This is a genomic window from Arthrobacter sp. UYCu712 (assembly GCF_040547005.1).
Classification (GTDB): Bacteria; Actinomycetota; Actinomycetes; order Actinomycetales; family Micrococcaceae; genus Arthrobacter.
Genome location: NZ_JBEPOZ010000002.1, coordinates 1 through 16,853, shown reverse-complemented (window position 1 = coordinate 16,853; position 16,853 = coordinate 1). Strand labels below are relative to the sequence as shown.

Genomic DNA, 16,853 nt, shown 5'->3' with positions numbered 1-16,853 from the left:
CCCGGAAGTTCTTGACCATGGAGCCAGTCCGAGCCACCATGAGAAAAAGCAGTACTCCCGGCAAATCCATGGCCCCCGATGCAGACCTCCGGGAAGCCGTCTGGGGAAGTGTCCGGGGAAGCCACACGAAAGGACGCGACATGAGCGAAACGCCTGAGGGATTCGAACGCCGACACAGCGAGGCGCCGGCCGAAGGAGATCCGACGGCTGACGTGTCCGAGATCCGGGTCCATTCCCAAGAGCCCGCCGAGGGCGCAGACTTCCCGGACGCCACCCCTGACACTTCCCCGGCAGCCGGGCGCGCCGGGGAGGAGGACGCCAGCCCGGCCCCGGAGCCTTAGGCGAGGACCTGCCGCTTGGAGGAAATCACCCCGGTGTCGAACCCGGCGAGGTGCAGGCCGCCGTGAAAGCGGGCATGCTCAATTTTCACGCAGCGGTCCATCACAACGTCGAGTCCGGCCGCTTCCGCCTCCTTGGCAACGTCCTCGTGCCACGAGCCCAATTGCAGCCACAGCGTTTTGGCGCCGGCCGCGATGGCCTCGTCCAGGACACCCGGCAGGTCATCATGCTTGCGGAACACGTCCACAATGTCCGGGCTCTCCGGCAGATCCGCCAGCGACGCGTACGTCGGCTGGCCCAGGATCTCCTTCACCACCGGGTTGACGAAGTACACCTTGTACCGTGTCGAGGACTGCAGGTAGGTGGCCACGAAGTAGCTGGCCCGGGACGGCTTGTCCGAGGCGCCCACAATCGCGATCGACTTCGCCTGCCGCAGCAGATTCAGGCGTTCCGGCGCTGACGGCCCGGCCCAGGTTCGTGCTTCCGTGCTCATGCGCGTGCTCCGATCGTGCAGGTGTCGGCCGGCAGCACATCCGCGGAGGACTCTACGTCTGCTCCCTCCGACGCGGCGTCCAGTGCCTGGTCGAGGTCCCAGAGGATGTCGTCGATGTCTTCGAGCCCGATGGAGATCCGGACGAGGTCCTCGGGGACCCCGGCGGACTCGAGCTGCTCGGGGCTGAGCTGCTGGTGGGTCGTGGAACCCGGGTGGATCACGAGGGTCCGGGAGTCGCCAACATTGGCCAGATGCGAGGCCAGCTGCAGGGACTCGATGAACTTCTGGCCCGCGGCACGCCCGCCCTTGACGCCGAACGAGAAAACCGAGCCCGGACCCAGCGGCAGGTACTTCTTCGCCCGCTCGAAGTGCGGGTGGGAGGGCAAGCCGGAGAAGTTCACGTAGGCCACGCGCTCGTCCGCCTCGAGCCATTCGGCGACGGCCTGCGCGTTCTTCAAGTGCTCGTCCAACCGCTGGGGGAGCGTTTCGACGCCCTGCAGCAGCTGGAAGGCCGACTGCGGGGAGAGCGCCGGGCCGATGTCGCGCAGCTGCTCGCAGCGCAGTTTGGTCAGGAAGCCGTACTCGCCGAAGTTGCCCCACCAGGACACATTCCCGTAGGAGGCCACCGGCTCGGTCATGGTCGGGAACTTGCCGTTGCCCCAGTTGAAGCGGCCGCTTTCCACGATCACACCGCCCAGGGTGGTGCCGTGGCCGCCGAGGAATTTGGTGGCGGAGTGGATCACGATGTCCGCCCCGTGCTCGATCGGCCGCACGAGGTACGGCGTGCTCAAGGTGGCGTCGACGACGAGCGGGATGCCGGCGTCGCGCGCGACTTTGGCGAGCCCCTCGAGGTCCTGGACTTCCGAGGACGGGTTGGCCACCACCTCGACGAAGATCGCCTTGGTGTTCTCCCGGACCGCGGCGGCGTAGTCCGCCGGGTCGGTGCCGGGGACGAAGGTGGTGTCCACGCCGAAGCGGCGCAGCGTGACGTCGAGCTGAGTCACCGTGCCGCCGTAGAGCTGGGAGGCGGCCACGATGTGGTCGCCGGCCTGGGTCAGCGCGGCGAACGTGATGAACTCCGCGGCCATGCCCGAGGACGTGGCCACGGCACCGATTCCGCCCTCCAGGGAGGCGATGCGCTCCTCGAACGCGGCCACCGTGGGGTTGCCGATCCGGGAGTAGATGTTGCCGTACTTCTGCAGGGCGAAGAGGTTGGCGGCGTCCTGGGTGTCCTTGAACACGAACGACGTGGTCTGGTAGATCGGCACGGCCCGGGCGCCGTGCTCGGCGTCGGGCGTGCCGCCGGCGTGCAGGGCGCGGGTGCGGAATCCGAATTTGCGGTCGGCCATTACGCTGCCACCTCCACGTTGGCGACCGGGGTTCCGGAGAGGTCCAGCTCGGTGCCGTTCTTGCGTGCCAGGTCCGCCTCGAGTTCGCGGACGATCGGCAGGATGTCGCGGCCGAACCCGGCGACTTCCTCCTGGAAGTGCAGGTACCCGGTGAGGAACAGGTTCACGCCGATCCGTTTGTACTCCACGATCCGTTCGGCGATCTGCTCCGGCGTGCCAATCAGCTGGGTCTTGAAGCCGTCGTTGTACTGGACCAGGTCCTCGAAGCTCGAGTCGGCCCACATGCCCTTGCCGTCCTTGGTGGATGCGCCGGCTTCCTGGACTGCGTCGCGGAACCCCTGGACCGCCGGTTTGTGCGCCTTGGCGACGATCTCGCGGAGCGTCTCGCGGGCTTCCTTCTCGGAATCCCGGGCGATGACGAAGCCGTTGAGGCCAAACTTGGGGGAAGCCAGGGAGCCGCTGCGCCCGCGCCCGCTTTCTCCTCCGGCGGCCACGACGCCGGCGATGTTCTCCTTGAAACCGTCAAGGTCCTTGCCGTTGGAGAAGTACCAGTCAGCCACGCGACCGGCGGTGGCCTGGGCCGCTGTGGAGTTGCCGCCGAAGAAAATTTCCGGGTGCGCCCGGCCCGGCACGTCGACCGGCGCTGGCTGCAGGGTGAAGTTGTTGATGTTGTAGTACTTGCCGGACTGGCTGTATTCCTGCTCCGTCCAGAGCCCGCGGAGGACCTTGATGAATTCCTCGGTGCGGACGTACCGTTCGTCGTGCTCCAGCCATTCGAGGCCGAAATTGGTGAACTCGTCCTTGAGCCAGCCGGAGACGATGTTCACGGCGGCGCGGCCGTTGGAGATGTGGTCTGCCGTGATGATGAACTTCGCCAGCACGCCGGGGTGCCACATGCCGGGATGGACGGCGGAGATCACCTTGAGCCGCTCGGTGGCGGCCAGCAGCGCCAGGCTGAACGAGGTGGCCTCGTGTTGCTTGTCCGCCCCGTAGGAGGCGGCGTAGCGGGTCTGGGTCAGGGCGTATTCGAAGCCGGAGTTCTCCGCGATCCGGGCGAGTTTCTTGTTGTAGTCGAAGTCCCAGCCGGTGCGCTGTTCGATGGTGGAGACCACCAGGCCACCGGAAACGTTCGGCACCCAGTACGCGAACTTCAGGGGGTCGGCAAGACGGGCGATGTTGCTGATCTCAGTCATGGTGTTCCTTCACTTCCGGGCGTAACGGTTCCGCAGGACATCCTGGATGTCCGCGATGGATGGTTCGTTCTGGAGCGAGGTGGTGTCCCCGAGCGCTGTTCCTTCGAACAACTGGGTGAGCAGCCTGCGCATGATCTTGCCGCTGCGGGTCTTCGGCACATCGGGTACGACGACGACGTCCCGCGGCTTCGCGATCGGGCCGATCTCCTTCGCGACGTGCGCCTTGAGCCGGTCCTGGATTCCGTCGGCGCCGGCGGTCCGCTTGAGTACGACAAACGCGACGACTGCGTGCCCCGTTTTGGCATCGGTGACAGGGCAGACGCCGGCCTCCACGACGTCGGGGTGCGACACGAGCGCCGACTCGATCTCGATCGTGGAGAGCAGGTGTCCGGAGACGTTGAGGGTGTCATCCACCCGCCCGAGGATCCAGATGTCGCCGTCGGCATCGTACTTGGCGCCGTCGCCGGCGAGGAACCAGCCCTGCCCGGCGTATTTGCGCCAGTACGAATCGAAGTAGCGGCGCGGGTTCCCCCACACGGTGCGGGCGATCGCGGGGCCGGGGGAGTCCACCACGATGAAGCCCTGCACGCCGGGCGGAACTGTGTTGCCGGCGTCGTCCACGATGCGGGTGCTGACGCCGGGCAGCGGCCGGGCCGCGCAACCGGGTTTGAACTCGGTGTCCGTCGGCGCGGGGGAGAGGATGGTGGCGCCTGTCTCGGACTGCCACCAGGTGTCCACCACGGGGGCCGTGCCGGCGCCGACGTTGTTCCGCAGCCAGCGCCAGGCTTCGGGGTTGACGGCTTCGCCGACGGTGCCGAGCATCCTGATGGAGGAGAGGTCGTAGGTGTCCGGGACCCCGTCCGGGAACCAGCCCATGAGGGACCGGACCAGCGTGGGGGCCGTGTAATACTGCGTGACCCCGTAGCGTTCGATGATTTCGAAATGCCGGCCCGGATGCGGGGTGTTCGGAGTGCCCTCGAAGATCACCTGCGTGACGCCGTTCGAGAGCGGGCCGTAGATCTCGTAGGTGTGGGCAGTGACCCAGGCCAGGTCAGCGGTGCACCAGTGCACGTCCTGGTCCCGGAGGTTCGGGTCCGGGTGGCTGAAGAGGTGCTCGAAGCTCCACGATGCCTGCGTCAGGTAGCCGCCGGAGGTGTGCACCAGGCCCTTGGGCTTGCCGGTGGTGCCGGAGGTGTACATGATGAACAGCGGCGTCTCGGCGTCGAACGCCTCGGGGGTGTGGAGGCCGGAGGCCTGCCCGACGGCGTCGTGCCACCACACGTCGCGGCCTTCGGTCATGGGCGCGGTCTCGAGCTCGTCCGCCGGAGTGGTCCTGTTGACCACCAGGACGTGTTCGATGAAGTTGTCTCCGGACACGGCTGCGTCCGCGTTGTCCTTGACCGGCACGGCGGTGCCGCGGCGGAACTGGCCGTCGGTGGTGACGAGCAGCTTCGCGCCGGTGTCCTCGACCCGGAACTTGAGTGCCTCGGCGGAGAAACCGCCGAAGACCAGCGAGTGGATGGCGCCGATGCGGGCAACAGCCAGCGTGATGATGACGGTTTCGGGGATGACCGGGAGGTAGATGACCACGCGGTCGCCCTTGGTGATGCCGAGGGCCAGCAGGGCATTGGCGGCCTTGGACACCTCGCGCTGGAGTTCGGCGTACGTGATGGAGCGGCGGTCGCCGGGTTCACCTTCGAAGTGGAGGGCCACTTTCTCGCCCCGGCCGGCGTCGACATGGCGGTCCACGCAGTTGTGGGCCACGTTGAGCTTGCCGCCTTCGAACCACGTGATGTCCGGGCCGGTGCCGGCTTCAAGGTCGGCCGGCACGCGCCGGTGCGCGGTGTGCCAGGGCTTGCCGCCGTACGAATGGCCCGTGGGCACCTCCGCCCAGTCCAGGCGGAGGGCCTGTTCTTCCCAGAACGCAACTGTGTCTGTGCCTGGGTCTGCGCCTGCGGCTGGGTCTGCGCCCGCGCCCGCGCCTGCGCCTGCGGCCGCGGGGGTGGTGCTGCGGTGACGCGCCGGTCCGCCGGTGGGGACGCCGTGCACTGCGCCGTCCGTGGGCTCTGTCAGGGACCATCCCGAAGAGCCGCGAGAGGAGCCGGGCGCGTCACGCAGCCCTGCTTCGTTCGCCGTCGCGTCCGAAGTGGTTTGTGGGGATGCCTCGGACGGAGTCCGGGCAAAGGTGGGCAGGGCGGAAGAATTCTCAGGGGTCATTGTGGCACTCCATCGGTCCTGGCAGTAGCACCCTGGTTCCTCCAGTTCCCTCGAATTCATCGAAAGAGAGAGGAACAGTTCCGTGGGAATGGTCGTCTCACGTCACCGGGGGTTGCTGCGGCTTCATCGATCCAGGTCTCTCGGCCGCTCGGGATGGTCAGTACCAACTAGACCCGAGATGCACGAATCCGCAAAATCCGGGTCTTCCGCGCTGTAATATTCGTTCATTGCGGCACCGGATGCCGATGTTTCATTCATTTGTTCGGAGATTATGCCGAAACTCCGCAGGAGTAGGCTTGATGCATGACTCATGTAAACGATCCGGCAGTCATTGACCGGCTCATGCGAACCAAGGGCCTGTGGGCGATCGTCGGACTCACCACCAACGAGTGGCGCTCGGCCTACGACGTCTCCCTCTTCGTCCGGGACCGCCTGGGCATGCAGATTGTCCCGGTCAACCTGCCCGGGGACGACGTCCACGGCGAGAAGGGGTACCGCTCGCTGGCCGAGATCCCCGCGGAGAAGCACCCGATCGACGTCGTGGACTGCTTCGTCAACTCGCACAGGGTGGGGGCCGTCATCGACCAGGCCATAGCGGTCGGCGCGAAAGCCGTCTGGCTGCAGCTGGGCGTCTTCGACGATGCCGCAGTGGAGCGCGCCAAGGCGGCCGGACTGGACGTTGTCGTGAACGCGTGCCCCGCCCGCGAAGGCTGGCGCGTGGACAGCTAGCAGCAGTCGAGAAGCTACAGGATCAGGAAAGCCGGTTACAAAATGTGACCGGCTTTTTCCGTATCCGCTGCCCAGCCGTGTCAGATGGAGTCGTAACCATCCCGAGCGGCTGAGAGATCTGGCTCCGTGACGCCGCAGCAACCCCCTCTTTGAGGACGGTGCTACCGCCAGGACCGATGGAGAACCGATGTGTTCTTAGGCTCGGGGCTTCGCTAAGCGCAGCCCGGAGCCGGGGCTCAGGGCCTTCCTCGGGCGATCCCGGAGGAAACCATGAACACGCAGACAGCGGTCGCGGCGCGGCCCCGAGCAGGTGATGACCTGTGATCGACATCCAGAACGTCAGTACGACATTCGATTCGTCCGGCGGCCGATTCACGGCCGTGGATGATGTCAGCCTGCATATCAGGCGGGGCACCATCCAGGGCATCATCGGGTTCTCCGGGGCCGGGAAGTCCACCCTGCTGCGGAACATCAACCTCCTCGAGCGCCCGACGTCGGGACGCGTCCTGGTGGACGGCGTCGACCTCGTGACCCTGTCCGACGCCGAGCTCCGGACCAAGCGGCACGACATCGGGATGGTTTTCCAGCACTTCAATCTGCTCAACAACCTCACGGCCCAGGAAAATGTGGAGTTGTCGCTGAAGTTCGCCGGCGTGGGCAAGGCAGAACGCCGCCGGCGGGCAGCCGAAACCCTGGAAATCGTGGACCTCGCCGACAAGGCCACAACGTATCCGGCCAAGCTCTCAGGCGGCCAGAAACAGCGTGTGGCGATCGCCCGCGCCCTCGCCACCGGGCCCAAGGTGCTGCTCTGCGACGAGCCGACGTCCGCCGTCGACCCCCGGACGACAGCATCCGTCCTGCAGTACCTGGCCGACGTCAACGCCGAATTCGGCATCACCATCGTGGTGGTCACCCACGAGATGAACGTCATCAAGGCCATTGCCGACAACGTTGCGGTCATGGAAGAGGGCCGGGTGGTGGAGCAGTTCGATCTCACCGAACTCCAGCGCCACGGCTTCCACCCGGCGACGTCGATCGGCCGTTACCTGATCTCCGATGAGATCCAGCTGGACCGCTCCGGGAAGGGCGCCCACACCACAGCCACTTCGGAGGGCCTGATCAATGTTTGACCGCATCCTGGAAGTCCTGCCCGAAATCGGCGTCGCCATGGGGCAGACCCTCACCATGCTGCTGGTGGCCATCCCGCTGGCGGTGCTCCTCGGCACGCCCCTGGGTGTGCTGCTCTACACGATCGGTCCCAACGGGCTGAAGCACAAACCGAAGCTGCACCGCGTCCTGGACGGGTTGGTCAACCTGGTCCGCTCGTTCCCGTTCCTGATCCTGCTGATCGCGATCATTCCGGTGACCAGGTTCATTGTCGGCACCACCATCGGCACGGCCGCCGTCATTGTCCCGCTGGCCCTCAACGCCATCCCGTACTTTGCCCGCTTTGTGGAACAGAACCTCAGCCAACTGGGCGGCGGCGTGGTCGAGGCGGCACGGTCCATGGGAGCCAGCCGGTCCCAGATCGTCCGGGATGTCCTGATCGTGGAGGCGAAGCCCGGACTCGTCAGCTCCATCACGATTATGACCGTCAGCTTCATCTCCTACTCGGCGATGGCCGGCCTGGTGGGCGGCGGCGGAATCGGCGACTTTGCCATCCGGTACGGCTACTACCGCTACGAGACGCCGCTCATGATCACGGCCATTGTCCTGATGATCCTGCTGGTCACCATCGTCCAGCTGGGCGGCTCCCGCCTCGCCCGACGCCTGGACAAGCGGCTCTGACCGCCCGCAGCACCCCGGCCCATCACACCTCCCACAGCGGAAAGCACCCCCATGACTTCAACAGCCAGTACCCGCTTCAACGGACCCCGCCCCCGCCTTCTCATCAGCGCCTTCGTGATGAACACGTCCAGCCACATCATGGGCGGCCAGTGGCGGCGCCCGGAAGCGCAGCAGCACCGGTTCAACGAACTCCAGCTCTGGATCGACCTGGCCCGCCAGCTCGAAGACGCCAAGTTTGATGCGATCTTCTTCGCCGACGTCGTCGGTCTCTACGGCGACTACGACGGCGGGTGGGCATCGCTGCTGAAAAAGGGCCTGCAGGTGCCGTCCAACGATCCCCTCATCCTGCTGTCCGCGCTCGCCACCGGAACGCGGGACATCGGACTGGCCGCGACGTCGTCGGTGATTCAAAGCCACCCCTTCCAGTTTGCCCGGCAGATGTCCACCCTGGACCACATCAGCAACGGACGGGTGGCCTGGAACATCGTCACCAGCGTGCTGGAAAACGCGCACCGGAACTTCAACGCCACCGAGCTCACCAAGCACGACGAACGCTACGACTGGGCGGACGAATACGTCGAGGCCGCCTATAAGTTGTGGGAAGGCTCGTGGGAGGACGACGCGCTGCTCCGGGACAAGGAGACCGGAGTCCACGCCGACCCGGAGAAAGTCAGCAAGATCTACCATCGCGGGCCCCGGTATTCGATCGACGGTCCGCACCTCGCGGCGCCTTCGCCGCAGCGCACCCCGGTGCTCTTCCAGGCCGGGAGCTCCGGCCGCGGCCAGCAGTTCTGCGCCGCCAACGCCGAGGCCACCTTCACCCTGGCGCCGAACACCGAGGTTGCCGCGAAGTACACGGCGGCCGTCCGTGAACAGGCCACCGCCGCCGGCCGCCACCCGGACGACGTGAAGTTCCTCCAGGGCATGCACTTCGTGGTCGGCGGCACCGAAGCCGAAGCGGAACGCAAGGCCGGGGAGTTGGAGGACAGCCTGGACATCGAGGCCCTGCTGGCCCACGTGGGCGGCGGATTCGGCGTCGACCTCGGCGGCCTGCCGCTGGACACCCCGCTCGGTGACCTTGAGACGGAAGGCAGCCAGGGCCACCTCACCGCCATCCGCGCCTCCGTCCGCGGGGGCAACCCCACCCTCCGCGACATTGCGCTGTACCGCAGCCGGGCCAACCGCGTGGTGGGAACCCCCGCGCAGATTGCCGACCGCCTCGAGGAGTGGCAGGACGCCGGGATCGACGGCATCAACATCATCAACCAGACCATCCCCGGCTCGTACACCGACTTCATCGAGGGTGTGCTGCCGGAACTGCGGAGCCGCGGGCTGGCCCAGGACAGCTACGCGCCGGGAACCCTGCGGGAGAAGCTCTTCGGGGCCGGGCCGCGGCTCAACGGCCGCCATCCCGCCGCGGCCTTCCGGGGGGCCTTCAAGGAATTCTCCGCGGCTGCCGAAAACCAGCCCGCCACCGTCACCGCCTAGCGCGGACCACCACAAAGGACCAAGAACATGCAGCGTAGAAATTTCCTCAAGTACGCCCTCGCGGGCGCCGGCGCAGCCGCCGTTTCGGCACTGACAGGCTGCGGCCTCGTCAATCCCGGGGGTGCCGGCGCCAGCGGCGGAAAGACGATCAAGATCATCGTCACGGAGTCGGCCCCGTACCAGGAACCCACCAAGCTCGCCCAGAAGCTGCTCGAGGCCAAGGGATGGACCCTGGAGCCGACGTACGTCACGGACATCATCCAGCCCAACCTGGCAGTGGCCAACGGCGAATTCGACGCCAACTTCTTCCAGCACAACGCCTACCTGAAGCAGTTCAACCAGGACAAGGGCCTGGACAACGTGGGACTCTTCTACGTTTACAGCGCGCCGGGCGGCATCTGGTCCGACAAGTACAAGACCCTGGACGAGCTTCCGGACGGCGCGAAGATCGGCATCCCCGTGGACCCGGCCAACAACGGCCGTGCCCTGTTCATGCTCCGGGACGCGGGCCTGCTGGAGCTTTCCGAAGCAACAGTGATCCACACGTCGCAGAAGAACATCACCGCAAACCCGAAGAAGCTGCAGTTCGTGGAGGTGGACCAGCAATCCCTTGCCAAGACCCTTCCCGACGTCGACGCCGGCTTCCTGATCGCCCGGATGGCCGCCGATGCCGGGCACACCAAGGAGGACGCGCTGGCCTTCGAAGCGGATGCGGACCAGGTTCCGTTCCGGATCGTGGTTGCGGGCCGGAAGGACTTTGCCGGCTCGGAGAAGGCCAAAGCCCTCAAAGCGGCGTTCCAGTCCCCGGAGGTCAAAGCCTGGTTCGCCGGCTACCAGAAGGGCATCCTGCCCACCCCCTGGGACCAGGATCCCGTTGCCGACGTCACGAAGCTCTAGCTGGCTATAGGTCATGTCAAGTCCGTGTCCGGGGCACGGCGGTGCACGCCTCGGGCGGTCCGGGGCGGGGCTCGTGAGTGGGGTGACGGCTGACGGTTTGTTGGCTGGACCGGCGTGGTTCCGGGTCGCGCCCACGCTGACTTGTCCGACCTCGGTCATTCACCGGGTCATCTGGCGTCGTTCGGGCTGCGGCCGGAGGGCGAAGGGCCGGGCGCCAAGCTAGAAGCGGCGTAACGCGTGAGCGTCCGCCATAGCCCGGTCGGCGTCTGGTCCGGCCCTTCGTCGGTTCCAGCGTCTCACCGTCGTCCGGAGTTGTGAAGTGGTTTTGGGGGCGCACCTCCTTGAATCCGGGAACTGGCGGCTTTCCCGGCTGGCCGTATGGTGTGCCGCCGGCTTGTTGCGGTCAACGTCGTTCGTCCTCGCTGCGCTGCGGGCGCTCCACGGCCCGGCTGGGCGGGTCAGTCAACCACAGACCCATGCCGAGATCGATCAGGGCCCGTCGCAGCGCCACGCTGCCTTCCCTGCTGATGGTCCCGTCGCGTCGTTTTCCAGCCGACTCGTATTGAGTGGGTGAGAGCCCGAGGCCCGGTAGATCTGTGAAGGTCCGGGCCAGCGCTGCGGGTCGCCCAGCGCCCCGGCATAGATGCCGGCCCTCCGCCCACCGCGAGCTCGGCACCTGCGGGTGCCCGGGGACTCCGCGGCGCCGGCTCCACGCCGAAGGCCCGTCTTGCAGGGAGGCCGCGGCAGGATGGGCTCCATCATGGACAGGCGGTAGCGGTGCGCCCGGACGCCGAATGGGTGCTGATGTACCGGCTCGGACTGAGCCGGCAACGCATCGCTGCCCTCGTCCGCGCCGAACCTGCCACCGTCGGGTACCACCTGGTCATCGCCCGCCACCAGGATCCGGGCCTCGAACCCGCATACCGGGCCGCCGCCGCGGCCAAAGCCGGCCCCAACGGACCTTGCCCGGATGGAGGAGATCATCGCCTGGATGACGGCTGAGGGCCGCTTCCCCCGTGACCGCTCGAAGGATAAAGGTGAGCGGTCGATGGCTCGGTGGCTCTCGAATCGTCGGCGCGAAGCAGCAAACGGCACCCTTCACCCGGTGTACCGGGACAGCCTCGCCCGGGTCCCCGGTTGGGAAGGAAACCCCAGGGCATCAGCGGATGAGGCCAGGTGGCATGAACGACTCGCCCAGCTCGTGGACTTCCGTACCGAGGGCAACGACTGGCCCCGCCACCACACTACTCCTCAGAGCGGGAGCACACCCTCGGGGTATTGATCCACACCCAGCGGTACAAACACCGCCGCGGCGACCTCGACCCGGAAAAGGTCAAGCTCCTGGACGCCGCCGCGCCCGGGTGGCAGGCCGGACGGACCCGCGGCCGCCCACCCCGCAGGTAAACGCAGGTTCAGCGCCATGCCGGCGAAGCCACTCATGAATGGCCTGCCGGCCGGTAAACTCATTGAGGCTCTCCAGTCCCCCCAGCTTGGAGAGCCGGGAGCCTCCACGCTTGAGTCCTTGATTCGCGCGGAGGCTTCCTCATACCCCCGACAAAGGCCCGCGGCCGCACATCCGGTCAGTACAGCGCACCGTTCGGCCGGGTTGCGCCCATTGGGGTGAGGTGGAGCCCTCCGCGCAGCTCAAAGCTGTCCCCACTGGCGTGCAACCCGGCCCCCGCCGGCGGCCGATCCCACCGGTCGATGGGTCTTCTGTCGGTGGCGAGCGGTATGCTTATTCGAAGATATATTCGAATAAAAGGTGTGTTGTGGGCGTTGTTGTTGGTCCCCGCGTGATAGATGCGGGTGCGTCGTTGTTGTCGGTGCTGATCTCTCCGGTCGCTGTCGCGGCCGGGTATCCCTCGCCCGCGCAGGACTACTTTGACGGGCGGATCGACCTCAATGAGCACCTCATCAAGGACGTTACGTCCACCTATGTGGTGCGGGTGTCCGGGGACTCCATGACCGGCGCCGGGATCAGCGACGGTGATGAGCTGATCGTGAACCGCGCCCTGGAACCGGTGGACGGGTCCGTGGTCGTCGCGGTCCTGGACGGGGAACTGACCATCAAACGGCTGCGGATCACGGGTACCGGGGTCGTGCTGCAGGCAGAGAACCCCGCGTACCCGGACATCCGGGTACCATCCTTATCCGATCTGGTGGTGTGGGGCGTAGCGACCCGATGCCTCCATTACATTTAGGGCCCGGCCTGTGTCCAAGCCGGGTCTCATGCGGCGGATGCCGCAGATCGCGCACGTGGATGTGAACTGCTTCTACGCCTCGGCCGAGCGGGCCTTCAACCCCGCTCTGGAGGGCCGGCCCGTCATCGTGCTCTCCAACAACGACGGCTGCGCCGTCACCCGGTCCCCGGAAGCCAAAGCCCTCGGCATCGCCATGGGAGAGCCCTGGTTCAAACTCGCACCCCGGGCCAGGGAATGGGGACTCGTGGCCCTCTCGAGTAACTACGAGCTCTACGGCGACATCAGCGCCCGCGTCATGGAGCTGCTGGGCCGGTACTCGGCCTGGCTCGAGGTCTACAGCATCGACGAGGCATTCCTCGGCGTCAAAGGCACCCCGGAGGAGCTCCTGGCCCTGGGCCGGGACATGAAAGCCGCCGTGCGGCGCAACGTCGGCGTGCCCGTCTGCGTCGGCATCGGACCGACAAAGACCTTGGCGAAACTGGCGAACAAATGGGCCAAGAACAACCCGGCCTTCGACGGCGTCTGCCACTGGGACTCCGTGCCCGCAGCCGACCGGGAATCCCTGATGCGGCGTCTGTCCGTGATCGAGATCTGGGGTGTCGCCACCCGGCTGACCAAACGCCTCAATGCCCTGGGGATTCACTCCACCCTTGACCTGTCCCGGGCGGATCCGGTGATGATCCGGGACCGGTTCTCCGTGGTCATGATGCGCACCGTCCTGGAACTCCAGGAAACCCCCTGCATCCCGATGGAGGAAGAACGGACCGGCCGGGACCAGCTCATCTTCTCCCGCTCCTTCGCCACCCCCATCACCACCGCGGCCGGGATCCGGCAGGTCATGAGCGTCTACGGCCAGCAAGCCTCGGCCCGGCTGGCCAAACACGGCCTCCAGGCCAAAGTCCTCACCGCCTTCGCCGGCACCTCACACTTCAACCCGAAAGACACCTCCTACCCCTCCGTCAGCGTGGCCCTGCCGATGCCAACCGCCGACCCGGTGCTGCTCACCAAAGCCGCCCACGCTCTCCTGCCCCGCATCTGCGAGGGCATCCGGTACGCCCGGGCCGGGATCATGGTCACCGACCTCCGCCCCACCGGCAAACAGGCACCCCTGTCCCTGTTCGAAAACCCACACGAGGAACGCCACATCGGAACCCTCCTCGAAGACATCACCCGCCGCTACGGCCGCGGCTCCATCGGCCTCGGCCACGGAGGCATCCGCGGCGGACCCGACTGGACCATGAAACGGGACATGCTCTCCCCCCGCTACACCACCCACTGGGACGAACTCCCCGTCGTCAAAGCCGCCTAAACCCCGCACGACAGCACCACGAAAGAACCACACCGCATGAGCACCATCACCGACACCGCACCACAGACCCACGACCTGCAGGTCCGGACCGACCCGGCCGGCAAACCCCCCGCCATCCGCCACGACGGAACCATCTGGCTGGTCGATCCCAACACCGACTCCCATGTCCAGGTACGCCTTATCTACCCTCCGCTGGGGTTCCCAGCCACGTGAGTTGTGGACTAGGGTCGTCTCGAAACGCACGAATTATCTCCCCCTTCGAGGTTCGTTCGTAAAGCGCAAAACCTGACCCCGCTGACCCCACACGACGCTTCACGGTGGAACCCGTTCGGTGTCACGCACAGAACCGACGGACCCTCCTGGACCGTCGTCGATGCTGACAGCTGCGATCTGCATTCCGCAGCCAGCTGGTACCTTCACTATCTTCTGGGCTGGCCGGCTTGTGAGGGGCCGCGCCGTCGTTTCTCTTCGCTAGCGTTTCTCTTCGCTATCGCTGCAATCGAGGCCATGGTACGTTCAGCGTGATCACGATGTCCTAACGCGGTCCCTCTCCAATCCGGCTCCTGACGCAACTTCAGAAAGCAGAGGCAACGATGCCAACAATAATGATCTTCCACGAGGTCGACGACGTTGAGCACTGGCTCAGCTCACCAAAACGGGAAGAAATCTTCGGGCCTCTGGGCATCACGGTTCGAACGTTCATCGACCCGGCGAAGACTCACCGTGTCGGCCTAATCGTCCAAGTCCCCGACATGGATACGTTCCAGCGAATGATGGAGTCCGAAGCTGCAGCCGATGCGATGAAATCCGACGGCGTCCGCCCGGAAACAATCCTGACGCTCGTCGAGTCCTAGACACCACCGGGCCGTTGACCCTGAAATCGGATCCTCCCAGTGGTTCAGCCGCTGGGGCTGGTGGGCGGCGACATCCCCGCGGCTGGCCGCCTGACCGCTTCGGTGACTCGTCCACACCCCATCCGGACGCAGCCAACGTGCCTTGTATTGTCCTTCGGTGCTGACCCGCGTTAACACTGTTTGAGGGGGAGATAAACCGGGTCGGCACTTCAAGCTCGGCCCTTCGGACGTTCACGCTGCGCCGGAACCCGCTCTCCACCCAGTGGCTGCTGGAAAGCATCAGCGACTAGGCCACAGTGACTCCTCAAACGATCAGCGATCAGACCTGGGCCGGGATCCGGACCGAGTTCACGCTGCCGCCCTCGCACAGGTGCACCGCCGGCTCTCAGAACTGATGGAAGACCGGGAACCGGTCATGCGGCAGCTCGTCCGCGTCTTCATTGACGACGGGACCTTCTGCCCGGGATTCCAGTTCCTCCCCGGCGGCCAGCTCCAGCCAACCGTCACAGCACTCTTCCGCAGAGCCATGGAGCCGGACATCCCGCACAACTACTTCACCGTCTGGATGGTCACACCGTCCCGGGACCTGGCCGGGACCCGCCCCGTCGATCACCTGAAGACGAACCCCGCGCCCCTGCTCCGGGCGCTGGAATCCTGCCGCTGGCGTTAGCAGCCGGCGGGGGAACTCTTGGTGGGACACCCGACGCACAGCAGCCGTCGGCAGCGGCGACCTGGTCAGCCAAGAATACTGGCAGGTTCAGGTACGCCTAGGGACCTCTGACTCCGCGCCGCGGACTTTCACGCTGCGCCGGAACCCGCTCTCCACCCAGTGGCTGCTCCTAGATGAGTAAGACCTAATCCGGTGTGTTGTAGAACAGACCCCGGGCGCTTTCGCACCCGGGGTCTGTTAATTGCTGGCGGAGGGTGTTAAACCCTTGGTGTGAACAATGAACTCAACACCCTCCTGACCACACTCTATGTCTTCCTCACCGACCGTGTCCTGCCGGATCTGGGGTACACCCGGTCCGGCCGGCCGGGCAGAAAGGTCCGGCTCGATGATGCCGAACTGCTGTGCCTGGTCGTGGCCCAGCAACTGCTTCACGGTTCATCCTCGGAGTCCCGGTGGATCCGCTACGCCAGGGCGCATCTGCGCGGGCATTTCCCGAATATCCCGCACCAGTCCGGCTATACAAGCGGGTCCCCGCGGCAGGACCGCTCATCGCCGCGGCCATCACGGCCATAGCCCGGGATACACCGTCCTGGCAAGAGATCCTGCGGCTTCTCGACTCCACCCCGGTGCCCTGCGGCATGTCCCGCGAAACAGTCAAACGCTCCGATCTGGCCGGGCACGCCGGCTACGGGTACTGCGCTTCCCACTCCCGCTATTTCTGGGGTTTCCGGCTCTACCTGATCAGCACCCCTGAGGGCATGCCCGCGATCTGGGGGCTGGCAAACCCGAAGCTGGGGGAACGTGAAGTCACCCAGGCACTACTCACCAACGACCACCGGTTGATCCGTGCCGGACAGGTCATCCTCGGCTTCGCGGGCCGGGACTTCGAACGGTTCATCACCGAGGACCTCGGCGCCACGCTGGTCCGACCGGACCGCAAGGACGAAAAACCCCGCTTCGGCCGGTTCGGAGGAATCCGCCAGTGGATCGAGTCCGTCTTCGACACCCTCAAAGGCCAGCTCGGCCTCGAACACCACGGCGGACGCACCCTCGAAGGCGTCTACGCCCGCGTCGCCTCCAAACTCCTCGCACTCGCAGCCGGAATCTGGCACAACTGGCACACCAACACACACCGCAAGCGCTCGCTCACCGCCTACGAGGTCAAGTCCATTTGCGTGGTGTAACGGGGTTGCTGCGTGATTCTTGGGTTGGTTAGGCGCTGAGCGCCAGTTCGGGGTTGGTGTCCTCCTGTTCTGTCGTGGTTGCGGGCGTGGTCCCGACGGTTTGTGATTGTTGGATGAGCTCGAGGCTGAGGTAGCGGCGGGC

The 16,853-nt window shown here is 66.0% G+C and carries 18 protein-coding genes, 1 pseudogene and 1 riboswitch; of the genes and pseudogenes, 14 read left to right on the top strand and 5 right to left on the bottom strand.

Translation table 11 applies throughout. The features are described from left to right. Positions 1 to 140 precede the first annotated feature (140 nt). Positions 141 to 341, top strand: a complete 201-nt coding sequence (locus ABIB51_RS02030; protein WP_354184980.1) for a hypothetical protein — start codon at positions 141 to 143, stop codon at positions 339 to 341. On the opposite strand, the gene ABIB51_RS02025 is transcribed toward ABIB51_RS02030, so the two are convergent. From ABIB51_RS02025 to acs, 4 genes are read right to left on the bottom strand one after another with little or no spacing between them, the layout of a single operon-like run. Further along, on the bottom strand, positions 338 to 832 hold the full coding sequence (locus ABIB51_RS02025; RefSeq protein ID WP_354184978.1) for a CoA-binding protein: 495 nt from the start codon (positions 830 to 832) through the stop codon (positions 338 to 340). The two genes, ABIB51_RS02030 and ABIB51_RS02025, sit on opposite strands and share 4 nt — an antisense overlap. After that, complete coding sequence (locus ABIB51_RS02020) at positions 829 to 2,181, bottom strand: O-acetylhomoserine aminocarboxypropyltransferase/cysteine synthase family protein (protein WP_354184976.1); 1,353 nt, start codon at positions 2,179 to 2,181, stop codon at positions 829 to 831. Before ABIB51_RS02020 ends, ABIB51_RS02025 begins: the two co-directional genes overlap by 4 nt. After that, positions 2,181 to 3,374 (bottom strand): dimethylsulfone monooxygenase SfnG, encoded by a 1,194-nt coding sequence (gene sfnG / locus ABIB51_RS02015; RefSeq protein WP_354184974.1) that lies wholly within the window; start codon positions 3,372 to 3,374, stop codon positions 2,181 to 2,183. The genes ABIB51_RS02020 and sfnG overlap by 1 nt, the downstream gene beginning before the upstream one ends. A gap of 9 nt (positions 3,375 to 3,383) precedes the next feature. Then, complete coding sequence (acs, locus tag ABIB51_RS02010; RefSeq protein WP_354184972.1) at positions 3,384 to 5,591, bottom strand: acetate--CoA ligase; 2,208 nt, start codon at positions 5,589 to 5,591, stop codon at positions 3,384 to 3,386. A 303-nt stretch (positions 5,592 to 5,894) separates the two neighbouring features. On the opposite strand from acs, the gene ABIB51_RS02005 reads away from it, so the two are divergent. From ABIB51_RS02005 to ABIB51_RS01985, 5 genes are all read left to right on the top strand, one after another. Continuing rightward, a complete protein-coding gene (locus ABIB51_RS02005) occupies positions 5,895 to 6,320 on the top strand; it encodes a CoA-binding protein (protein WP_354184970.1) in 426 nt (141 codons plus the stop codon). Positions 6,321 to 6,413: 93 nt separating this feature from the next. Further along, positions 6,414 to 6,503: riboswitch (SAM riboswitch) on the top strand. A gap of 137 nt (positions 6,504 to 6,640) precedes the next feature. Then, positions 6,641 to 7,450 carry a methionine ABC transporter ATP-binding protein gene (locus tag ABIB51_RS02000; protein ID WP_354184968.1) on the top strand — a complete coding sequence of 270 codons (810 nt, stop codon included), beginning with the start codon at positions 6,641 to 6,643 and terminating at the stop codon, positions 7,448 to 7,450. Next, positions 7,443 to 8,108: a methionine ABC transporter permease gene (locus ABIB51_RS01995; RefSeq protein ID WP_354184966.1), complete on the top strand. Its 666-nt coding sequence runs from the start codon at positions 7,443 to 7,445 to the stop codon at positions 8,106 to 8,108. The genes ABIB51_RS02000 and ABIB51_RS01995 overlap by 8 nt, the downstream gene beginning before the upstream one ends. 51 nt (positions 8,109 to 8,159) lie before the next feature. After that, a complete protein-coding gene (locus ABIB51_RS01990; RefSeq protein WP_354184964.1) occupies positions 8,160 to 9,596 on the top strand; it encodes an LLM class flavin-dependent oxidoreductase in 1,437 nt (478 codons plus the stop codon). Between the two features lie 27 nt (positions 9,597 to 9,623). Then, positions 9,624 to 10,493 (top strand): MetQ/NlpA family ABC transporter substrate-binding protein, encoded by an 870-nt coding sequence (locus ABIB51_RS01985; protein ID WP_354184962.1) that lies wholly within the window; start codon positions 9,624 to 9,626, stop codon positions 10,491 to 10,493. Positions 10,494 to 10,896: 403 nt separating this feature from the next. Here ABIB51_RS01985 and ABIB51_RS01980 read toward each other — a convergent pair whose 3' ends face one another. After that, positions 10,897 to 11,169: a transposase gene (locus ABIB51_RS01980; protein WP_354184960.1), complete on the bottom strand. Its 273-nt coding sequence runs from the start codon at positions 11,167 to 11,169 to the stop codon at positions 10,897 to 10,899. A 101-nt stretch (positions 11,170 to 11,270) separates the two neighbouring features. Between ABIB51_RS01980 and ABIB51_RS01975 the strand changes: the two genes are divergently transcribed. From ABIB51_RS01975 to ABIB51_RS01940, 8 genes and pseudogenes are all read left to right on the top strand, one after another. Then, the gene (locus ABIB51_RS01975) at positions 11,271 to 11,495 is read left to right on the top strand and encodes a hypothetical protein (RefSeq protein ID WP_354184958.1); all 225 of its coding nucleotides are present in this window, start codon (positions 11,271 to 11,273) and stop codon (positions 11,493 to 11,495) included. Positions 11,496 to 11,771: 276 nt separating this feature from the next. Continuing rightward, complete coding sequence (locus ABIB51_RS01970; protein WP_354184956.1) at positions 11,772 to 11,897, top strand: hypothetical protein; 126 nt, start codon at positions 11,772 to 11,774, stop codon at positions 11,895 to 11,897. Between the two features lie 365 nt (positions 11,898 to 12,262). Beyond that, complete coding sequence (locus ABIB51_RS01965; protein ID WP_354184954.1) at positions 12,263 to 12,694, top strand: LexA family protein; 432 nt, start codon at positions 12,263 to 12,265, stop codon at positions 12,692 to 12,694. Positions 12,695 to 12,722: 28 nt separating this feature from the next. Then, positions 12,723 to 14,003 (top strand): Y-family DNA polymerase, encoded by a 1,281-nt coding sequence (locus ABIB51_RS01960; RefSeq protein ID WP_354185548.1) that lies wholly within the window; start codon positions 12,723 to 12,725, stop codon positions 14,001 to 14,003. A gap of 36 nt (positions 14,004 to 14,039) precedes the next feature. Further along, positions 14,040 to 14,216, top strand: a complete 177-nt coding sequence (locus tag ABIB51_RS01955; RefSeq protein WP_354184952.1) for a hypothetical protein — start codon at positions 14,040 to 14,042, stop codon at positions 14,214 to 14,216. Between the two features lie 380 nt (positions 14,217 to 14,596). Then, positions 14,597 to 14,857 (top strand): hypothetical protein, encoded by a 261-nt coding sequence (locus ABIB51_RS01950; RefSeq protein WP_354184950.1) that lies wholly within the window; start codon positions 14,597 to 14,599, stop codon positions 14,855 to 14,857. A gap of 415 nt (positions 14,858 to 15,272) precedes the next feature. Then, positions 15,273 to 15,527: a hypothetical protein gene (locus ABIB51_RS01945; protein ID WP_354184948.1), complete on the top strand. Its 255-nt coding sequence runs from the start codon at positions 15,273 to 15,275 to the stop codon at positions 15,525 to 15,527. Between the two features lie 270 nt (positions 15,528 to 15,797). Next, positions 15,798 to 16,711 (top strand): annotated as a pseudogene (locus ABIB51_RS01940) (IS982 family transposase). The last annotated feature ends 142 nt before the right edge of the window (positions 16,712 to 16,853 follow it).